The sequence below is a fragment of the Butyrivibrio sp. genome, from assembly GCF_024699075.1.
Map to the genome: position 1 here is coordinate 1 of NZ_JAILQF010000206.1, position 9,184 is coordinate 9,184.

Below are 9,184 nucleotides of genomic sequence, written 5' to 3' on the forward strand. Positions count from 1 at the left end.
GAATCAGGTGACCAGTCAGGCTTAAAATAAGGGTTACTTGGAAGTCCCTTATCATCAAATTCATCTTCGTCAGCATAAAGAAGGCTTATATCTGCATTTTCTTTAAAAGCACATATAATATGCTCCTTGGCATATTTAAAAAGCTTTCCTTCTCTTCTGCAGAAAATGAATATTTCATCTTCATCAGCCTTTTCTATCATTTTGACAAATGAAGATTTTGTGCCTGAAGCAGATGCTTTTATTTCGTTATAAAATACAGTTGTTATTTTGTTATCACCGCTAATACAAGGCTTTTTGTCCTCGACACTTCCAATATAATCATCATAATGAAAGGTCATTTGACGAACATTTTGTTCGTGCTTATGCCTTGCGTTTGCGGTCAGGTACTCCCGTACTGCCTTTTTTAAGCCCATTTTTGAATAAACCTTTCAGTTTTCCAAGTCGAAGTCCTTCATTCTCATCTTCGTCAGCTCCGGCATACTGATATGAAACCAGGTCCTGAGCCTGTTTCTTGTGAATTGAAGACATTTCGAGTCTTATATTCATTCGATTTACAGCTCTCTTTTTAAGATTCTCGGAACTGAAATCAAATTCTATCCATGGATCGTCTGAATCAAATACAATGCTTTCATCAGAAAGCCATGCACCATTTGGATGAATCTGAAGTGCATTATTATCATCACGGATCTTCTCATCATTCCACTTAACGCTTGTAAGTGATACTATGCAGGGATGAGATACAGGATCAAGCCTTAACTTTACGATATTATCATCAAGTTCAAGCTCGATTACTGCTTTTCCGTTCTTATCATATTCAATATCAGGTTCTTCTGAATTTTCTTCAGAAAATCCCTCGCCATAGTCATAATAAAGCTTTATAGCTTCAGGATTAAAGGCCGGTACTTCCGGTGGAGGAAGAAGCTCCTGAGGTACAGTAGCCTTCTTTCCAATCTTCTTCCAGATTTCTACCATGGACATACGATTTCCTGTCACATATTTCTGGAATCCGGCCTCTTCTTCAAGAAGGCCTTTAGCTTCCTCATCAGTAAGTCCAAGCTCTTTATTGAATCTGTTTATATCTATCTTTCTGCGCTTTTCATCCTCTTCAAGATAGCAGTACAGTGCCCTATATGCTATCTCCTTTGTGGGTATCTGCTTACCATAGGTCCATTCATAATCAATAACAGTCCATATTGGTCCGTTGACAAGAATGTTATTGAATATAAGGTCATAATCAGCAACTTCCATATTCTCGTTATAGGAGATCCTTCGAAGATATTCCTTGAAAAGATTTTCAAAGCCCTCAAGGTCATCACCTGCAAGACACCTATCCATAAGCGAAGAAAGTGTTTCTCCGTTAACAAAAGAAAATGAGGCAACTTTGGTCTTCTCATCTATCTGGCAGTCATTGATCTCAAGATCTCCGCCTCTGTAGCGTTCTTTCAAAGCTTCATAGGCATCTCTTATACTATTTATATGATCAATTGCTTCAGCCTTTAAAGGAGTTTTTGTAATAACTCTTCTTCCAGCTCTGTCCACACATATATCTGTTCTTATCTTAAATTCAGAAGCCCTGTCATTTGAATATTTTGAAAAAACAGTTGGGAATTCATTACCTATTATAACTTCAAAAGAGTTAGCAAAATCCTGATACATTCCGTCTTTGACAAGACCATCAAAAGCATATTTTTCATTAAAAAGGATCATGCGTGAATTATCAAAATTACGCACGTTATCATTAAGTTCTCCAAGACCCGGTAAATAGTAATCCGAGTGCATCATGGTCATGAATTTATAATCAGGATAAGGATAATAGAAGTGGTAATTATTGATTCCACATCTTTTGAAGATCTGAATCAGTCCGTTTCTTGTAAATGTCTTGGCAACGCTGTCTGAATTATAACCTTCTATTCCGGAAAAATAGGTTCCAAGGTGATCTTCCCTACATCCTGCAAGATATTTAAGACCCATGCGGTTTTCTATAGCAATTACTATTCTGCCGCCTGCATGAAGATGTTTTTTGAGCATCTTCAAAAAGTTATCATAAGGATATTCTCCGCCAATATATCCCTGACCATATTCAAATACACCTATAAGGAAAATATAATCAAAGTCATTTGGAAGATCGGGTTCTATATCCTTAAAATTACCTACGTGGATAGTAACATTACTGCAGGTCTTATTTCTGTACGCATTGATCTCACTTCTTTTCTTAGAAAGGTCAACACTTGTTACAGTTCCCGCCTTTTCAGAAAGCTTACCTGTAATGGCACCGCATCCTGATCCCACTTCAAGAACCTTCTCAGATCCTGTCATTGGGATCCACTCTATAATATTGCTACGCTGCTCTGAAAGATGATAAAGAACAGGCCAGCTGCATTTCTTTTCAATGATTTCCTGGAATTGTGATGGTTCGTTATTCTTAACTATATCAAGGAGCTCATCTTCAACCTGTCCATCGCAGTACAGGTCCATGCCTTTATAATGATCATAGTTAAGTGTTACGTTACCGATTTTTACGTCTGTCGCCATACCCATTCCTCCCGATTGTTATTGTCCCTGTCCTAAAGATTCCGGCAACCTCTAAGAAGTAATATGTCATCCATATAACCTGATAACATATTATCACTCAACACTTACCACAGAATTCATGTCATAATATCCGACAGTATTCTTGTCTGATATCACGGTAAGATTAAGTGCATCATATAGTCTGTGATATACCGTAAAGTCTTCCTGCTCATATCCTGTTACACCAAAAGAAATCAGGTACTCTCCACCCTGAAGATCTATCTTCTGAGTGAATGTGATATTCTTTCGGTCCCCTTTTTTCACAGGTGACAGAAAGGCTTTCTCAAACATTGTATTGGTACCGGTTATTTCTATTCCGAGAATATTCTTAAGTGTAAAAGCAAAAATAGGTGCCGGGCAATCTCTTTCAAACTCTACAGACATATGAATAGAGCATTCGTCTCCCTTTTGGACAGAAGATACTCTGTTACCCTTATCGTCTGTTATGTAATAGTCTGTGATTTTGGCAGCTCCATCACCATACTCTAAAACATTGGGATTTTTGCCGACAAGATCATTTTGAGGCTGCTTTGATCTTTCCTTATTTTTGCTAAGATCGCTTCTTTTTTCCATAGGTGTGCCGACCTTGGAATCTGCCTCATCAGCATCTTCTCCGGCACGCTTTCTGATCTCCTCATCTTCCAAAAGATTTAATGCAACTTCTTCATTTTCCTTTGGAGGAGCAACATACTGTCCTACAAGAACCTGCTTGTAGATGTCGATCATTTCCTTAGGAGAGCCTTCTCCAAGCTTTACTCCCTGATTTATAAGAACTGCTCTGTCACAGTACTTACTGATACTTGAAAGATCATGTGATACAAAAAGTATAGTCTTACCCTGCTTCTTGAACTCTTCAAACTTGTGATAGCACTTAGCCTGGAAGAATACATCTCCAACAGAAAGAGCTTCATCAACGATGAGAATTTCAGGATCGATATTTATGTTAAGCGCAAAGGCAAGTCTTACAAACATACCGCTTGAATAGGTCTTAACAGGCTGGTATACGTACTCTCCAATATCAGCAAAGTCAAGAATGGCATTCATACGGCTCTTTATCTCTTCTCTTGAAAAGCCTATCATCATGCCGTTCAAATAAATATTATCTATTCCGTTATATTCCATGTTAAAGCCGGCTCCCAGCTCAAGAAGAGCAGAAATACGACCATTAACATTAACGCTTCCTTCTGTGGGCGTAAGAACACCTGTAATAATCTTAAGAAGAGTGGACTTACCGGATCCATTTGTTCCAATGATTCCGACAGTTTCACCCCTGTGTACTGTAAGATCTATGTTGTTTAGCGCAAGCTTTTCATGATACTTCTTCTGTTTGGTAAGTCCAAGCGCTTCTTTGAGCCGGTCGGAGTTTTTATCATAAAGCTTATAGAGCTTTGTGATATTCTTGACCTCTATCGCGACCTCTCTTTGTTCTGACATACTAATCTCCATTCAAGTATTACTAATAGCGGATAGGTATATTTTTTCTTTACAATACATCCGCAAAGTGGATTTTTGAGCGTTTAAATACAAGCGAACCTATACAGAACAGTCCTACTACTACAATCCAAAAATAGGTTGAAGAATAGAAATGTTCAAAGAACCATCTCTGTTCATAAATGCAGCTTCTGTATCCATTAACAATATATGTCATGGGATTAAGCTTTATGATCCACTGCATACGCCAGTCAGGAACAACCGCATCAAGATTCCACAAGATAGGCGTAGCCCACTGACCAAGCTGAAGTCCTATATTTATTATCTGCATAAGGTCACGGAAAAAGACCTGTATGGCACTTGTAGCAAATGAAATGGCAAGCATAAGCATAAACTCACAGAACATATAATAAAAGATCTGCAAGGTATATACATTTGGTGAAAATCCCGCTATCCAGCCTGCAATTACAAGCAAAAGGCAGAAGAACAGATGTGTGAATGTAGCTGCTATTATCTTTATAAGTGGAAGAATACTGATCTTGAATACTACCTTTTTGACAAGATATGTATATTCAAGAAGAGATGTAGTTCCATTTGATAAGCCTTCTGTAAAATAAAACCACGGAATAAGACCTGCCATAAGGAATATAACATATGGCACATCAAGACCACGTCCGGCTATTTCAGACTTCATCCCAAATATTTTTTCAAATACAAACCAGTACATAAGTACTGTTACAACGGGCTGTGTAAATGCCCATACCGCTCCAAGATATGATCCGGCATACCTTTTTTTGAAATCATTGACAGCCATCTGCCATATGAGCTGCCTGTTGTCCCATAATTCAAGCGGTACAACCATAACCCTGTCATAATAAACCGAAAAAACCGCGCAGCTGAGCGCTATAAGCGTACAGGCGCAGATTTTCTTCAGCCTCTCAGTTTCCTGATCAGCTCCGGGATTATAATGAAGTACAATTATAAGTGCCAAAACGATGGCAAACGCAAGGAATATGGATATTCCTGCCCATTTAGGAAGGTTACCTATTCCCGGCAGACGGCGCTGTCCCATCGTTGTCTTTTCTTTATTGTTCAAACTAAAGTCCTCATATAACCTTATTTTTAAAGATTTCTCTCTTTTTTATACTGAGCAATTCCGCCCCACTTAGGATCTTTCTCTGAGAAAATAAGTTCAGCATTCTCCCATAATGGCCATTCAATGCCTATTTCAGGGTCATTCCATAAAAGGCCGCCCTCATCATTTGGATGCCAGAAATCTGAACATTTGTAACAAAACTCTGCATAATCAGAAAGAACCAGAAATCCGTGTGCGAAGTTTTTAGGAATAAAGAACTGCTTTTTATTCTCTTCTGAAAGAACAACTCCAAACCACTTTCCAAAAGTCTTTGATCCTTCACGAAGATCTACTGCAACATCAAAAACTTCTCCCTTTATAACTCTTACAAGCTTATCCTGTGGAAAATTCTTCTGAAAATGAAGTCCTCTAAGAACACCTTTCTTACTTGCAGACTGATTATCCTGTACAAATTCAACGTCTATTCCTGCTTCAAAAAACTCACGCTTATTGTAAGTCTCCATGAAGTAGCCTCTGTTATCACCATGAACTGTAGGTGTGATAATCTTAAGACCTTCTATATCTCCGCAATTTTCTACTTTAATCTGTCCCATTTAAATGTTCCCCTTAGTTCTAAAATATTTAATATTTAATATTTCATCTTACAATGTAAGAGAAATTACAAATCTATTTTGGTTTAGATAAGTACAGTATAGTTCTGTGATCTTATCATAAATTCAATTAGAAAGCGTTCCCGCTTTCATTGAAGAAGCAGAAGAGTCAACTCCGGAATCATTAGTGAGGCTTCCTGAAGTTCCGTCAGGATTTAAGGGTGTCTGCGCAGCATTATCTGACGCCGGACCATCTAATGATGATCCTCCAACTGATGATATATCACCTGATACAGAACTTGACTCTGCAGATGTACCTGCTCTTGTTCCGTTAATCTCTATAATATTCACGCTATCTTTAGTAACTCTTACTACTGCCGCGTTTGCAGGTACGTGATAGCCTTCTTTACGGTTAAGTCTTACCTCGTAAGTACCTATTTCGAGGTCCTCTATGAGAATCTGACCATTTCTGTCCTCGTCTATATAGACATTCTCGTCATCTTCCACATCCATATTAGTAACTGTTATCGCAAACTTCTCGCCGGTCTCAAGACCTCCGCGTCCGTTCTTGATACTAACCTGTATCTGACCCTCTCCTGGCTTTATCTCCATGGTAAGCGCCGTAACATCCGCTTCATAGATACTTGCCAGATATTCAGGATCATCAAAAAAGTCCTTTTGTGCCATAAATCCTTGCAAATTGTTTCCTATCTGCCCGCTTTGAGCCGCAGAAAGTTCTGCCACAGATTCACTACTGGAATCTGAAGCGGAACCTTTCAGAAAACTATTGATCTTGTCAGCATTGGACGCATATACAATTACAAGTATAAGCGCGATCAGTGCTGCAAAGACCCCTATTGCCAACTTCATGACCTTAGAGTCCATTCGCTACCTCAATGAGATATTTACCATAATTGGTTTTCATAAGTGGCTCAGCAAGCTTTAAAAGCTGCTCCTTGTCTATAAAGCCTCTCTTATATGCTATTTCTTCTATACATGAAATATAAAGGCCCTGTCTCTTCTGGAATGTAGCTACAAAGTCAGCTGCATCTAAAAGAGCATCGTGATTACCTGTATCAAGCCATGCAAATCCTCTTCCAAGAGTTTCTACATAGAGATTGCCGCGGCTAAGATACTCATTATTGATACTTGTTATCTCAATTTCGCCTCTTGCACTTGGCTTTACGTTTTTAGCAATTTCTACTACATCATTATCGTAGAAGTAAAGTCCAGGTACTGCATAATTGGACTTTGGATTTTCAGGCTTTTCTTCGATTGATATAGCCTTTCCATCCTGATCAAATTCTACAACGCCGTACTCTCTTGGATCTCTTACATAATAACCGAAGATTGTTGCTCCTGATCCTGGTGTATTATGTCTTTCAAATACATTTCTTAATACCTTTGAAAAGCTCTGTCCGTAGAATATGTTATCTCCAAGAACAAGTGCAGCTGAATCATTGCCGATAAAATCAGCTCCGATTATAAACGCATCAGCAAGTCCTCTTGGATGTTCCTGAACTGCATATTGCATGTTAAGTCCAAGCTGTGATCCATCACCAAAGAGTTCCTTGAATGCAGGAAGATCTCTTGGTGTAGAGATAATAAGTATGTCTCTTATACCAGCAAGCATAAGAGTTGATAAAGGATAATAGATCATCGGCTTATCATATACCGGCATGATCTGCTTGGATACTGCCTTAGTTAAAGGATAAAGACGTGTGCCGGATCCTCCGGCAAGAATAATACCTTTCATTTTGGTCCCTCTCTATTTATGATGATCAGTCAGCAAGCTTCTTGCTGTACATGCCATCATAATATTTCTCATAGTCACCTGAAGTGATGTGCTCCATCCATTCCTGGTGCTCGAAATACCACTTGATTGTCTTGCGGATACCTTCTTTGAACATTGTCTCAGGTTCCCAGCCAATCTCAGCCTTGATCTTATCAGGAGCGATAGCATATCTTCTATCATGTCCCTTTCTGTCTTCTACATATGTAATAAGATCGTATGTAAGATGTGCCTTTCTTGGATCATCCTCAGCAAGCTCTTCTTTTAAGATATCGATGATAGTCTTAACGATCTCGATGTTCTGCTTTTCATTGTGTCCACCGATATTGTATGTCTCAAAGAGACGTCCCTGTTCCTGAACCATATCGATAGCCTTAGCATGATCTTCAACATAAAGCCAGTCACGAACGTTTTTACCATCACCATAAACTGGAAGCTTCTTACCTTCAAGAGCATTGTGGATGATAAGCGGAATGAGCTTTTCAGGGAACTGATAAGGTCCGTAGTTATTAGAGCAGTTTGTGATATTAGCAGGGAAGTGATATGTATCCATATAAGCTTTTACAAGCATATCAGAACTAGCCTTAGATGCTGAATATGGGCTATGAGGAGCATAAGGTGTTGTCTCATAGAAATATCCGCCATCTTCAGGAAGTGATCCATAAACTTCATCTGTGGAAACGTGAAGGAATTTCTTGCCTTCCTTAAATGATCCATCAGGAAGCTCCCAAGCCTTCTTTGCTGCATTAAGCATTGTAGCTGTTCCAAGAACATTTGTTTCTACAAAGATCTCAGGATTTACGATTGAACGGTCAACGTGACTTTCAGCTGCAAAGTGTACAACACGATCTATATCATTTTCTTCGAAGAGCTTAGTAATAGCCTCTCTGTCGCAGATGTTAGCCTTAACGAATGTATAGTTATCGTTAGATTCAAGGTCGCTCAAATTCTCAAGGTTTCCTGCATATGTAAGTGCATCTACATTGATAATGCGGATTGTATCACCATACTTTTTGAACATATAGTGAATATAATTTGAGCCGATGAAGCCGGCTCCGCCTGTTACTAAATAAGTTTTCATAGTTGGTTGGTCTCTCTTTAATAATTCCACTTATTACTTATACTTTAATAAATTCAATATTTTTATTCTTCAATTTCTTTTAACCCCCTCGTATTAAAGCGCTAGATATTTAATTATTATTTTTTCTAAAAACATAAAAACCAATATCAAAAGCCAATATGCCAATAAATCCGCCTAAAGAATTAAATATAATATCATCTGTTTCAAAAACTCCTGCATTTAAATAAAATTGTGATGTTTCTATTGATACCGAAAGTAATAATAAACCCAAAAACAGAATGAAAGTATATCTTTTTTGAGTTTTTTTACATATGAACAATCTTCCAATAAAACCCAAAGGTAAAAACATTAATATATTTAACAATCCCAACCAAATAAGTCTTGTATCTCCATTTTCTCTAAAACTCAATAATGATCTCAATGGAATAATATTAATACGCCGATTTTCACTATTACCAATTCTCATAATTACAGTCATTGAATAAACTACATACGAATAAAAAATAAAAATGGCTAATGCCAATCGCTTATATACATTTCCCCAAGGTATGATGAATATTTCAAACATTATTACAACTATCAATACACTAAATGCAATGTACTGATAGTTGTTAAAAATTGAA

Annotated in this window: 9 protein-coding genes; all 9 read right to left on the bottom strand. The window is 37.9% G+C overall.

Going from position 1 to position 9,184, the window contains the following annotated elements; genetic code table 11:
- Positions 1–338: hypothetical protein (locus K6G87_RS08130; RefSeq protein WP_296835706.1), on the bottom strand; the 338-nt coding region annotated here is incomplete at its 3' end.
- 22 nt (positions 339–360) lie between these two features.
- Positions 361–2,532, bottom strand: a complete 2,172-nt coding sequence (locus K6G87_RS08135) for an SAM-dependent methyltransferase (RefSeq protein ID WP_296835707.1) — start codon at positions 2,530–2,532, stop codon at positions 361–363.
- A 93-nt stretch (positions 2,533–2,625) separates the two neighbouring features.
- A complete protein-coding gene (locus K6G87_RS08140; RefSeq protein WP_296835709.1) occupies positions 2,626–4,005 on the bottom strand; it encodes an ABC transporter ATP-binding protein in 1,380 nt (459 codons plus the stop codon).
- A 49-nt stretch (positions 4,006–4,054) separates the two neighbouring features.
- Positions 4,055–5,098: an ABC transporter permease gene (locus K6G87_RS08145; RefSeq protein ID WP_296835711.1), complete on the bottom strand. Its 1,044-nt coding sequence runs from the start codon at positions 5,096–5,098 to the stop codon at positions 4,055–4,057.
- A 26-nt stretch (positions 5,099–5,124) separates the two neighbouring features.
- Positions 5,125–5,691 (bottom strand): dTDP-4-dehydrorhamnose 3,5-epimerase, encoded by a 567-nt coding sequence (rfbC, locus tag K6G87_RS08150; protein WP_296835712.1) that lies wholly within the window; start codon positions 5,689–5,691, stop codon positions 5,125–5,127.
- A gap of 123 nt (positions 5,692–5,814) precedes the next feature.
- Positions 5,815–6,573, bottom strand: a complete 759-nt coding sequence (locus K6G87_RS08155) for a hypothetical protein (protein WP_296835714.1) — start codon at positions 6,571–6,573, stop codon at positions 5,815–5,817.
- Positions 6,563–7,444: a glucose-1-phosphate thymidylyltransferase RfbA gene (gene rfbA, locus K6G87_RS08160; protein WP_296835716.1), complete on the bottom strand. Its 882-nt coding sequence runs from the start codon at positions 7,442–7,444 to the stop codon at positions 6,563–6,565. The genes K6G87_RS08155 and rfbA overlap by 11 nt, the downstream gene beginning before the upstream one ends.
- A 25-nt stretch (positions 7,445–7,469) precedes the next feature.
- Positions 7,470–8,561: a dTDP-glucose 4,6-dehydratase gene (gene rfbB / locus K6G87_RS08165; RefSeq protein ID WP_296835717.1), complete on the bottom strand. Its 1,092-nt coding sequence runs from the start codon at positions 8,559–8,561 to the stop codon at positions 7,470–7,472.
- A gap of 109 nt (positions 8,562–8,670) precedes the next feature.
- The coding region (locus K6G87_RS08170) for a VanZ family protein (protein WP_296835718.1) at positions 8,671–9,184 on the bottom strand (514 nt) is incomplete at its 5' end.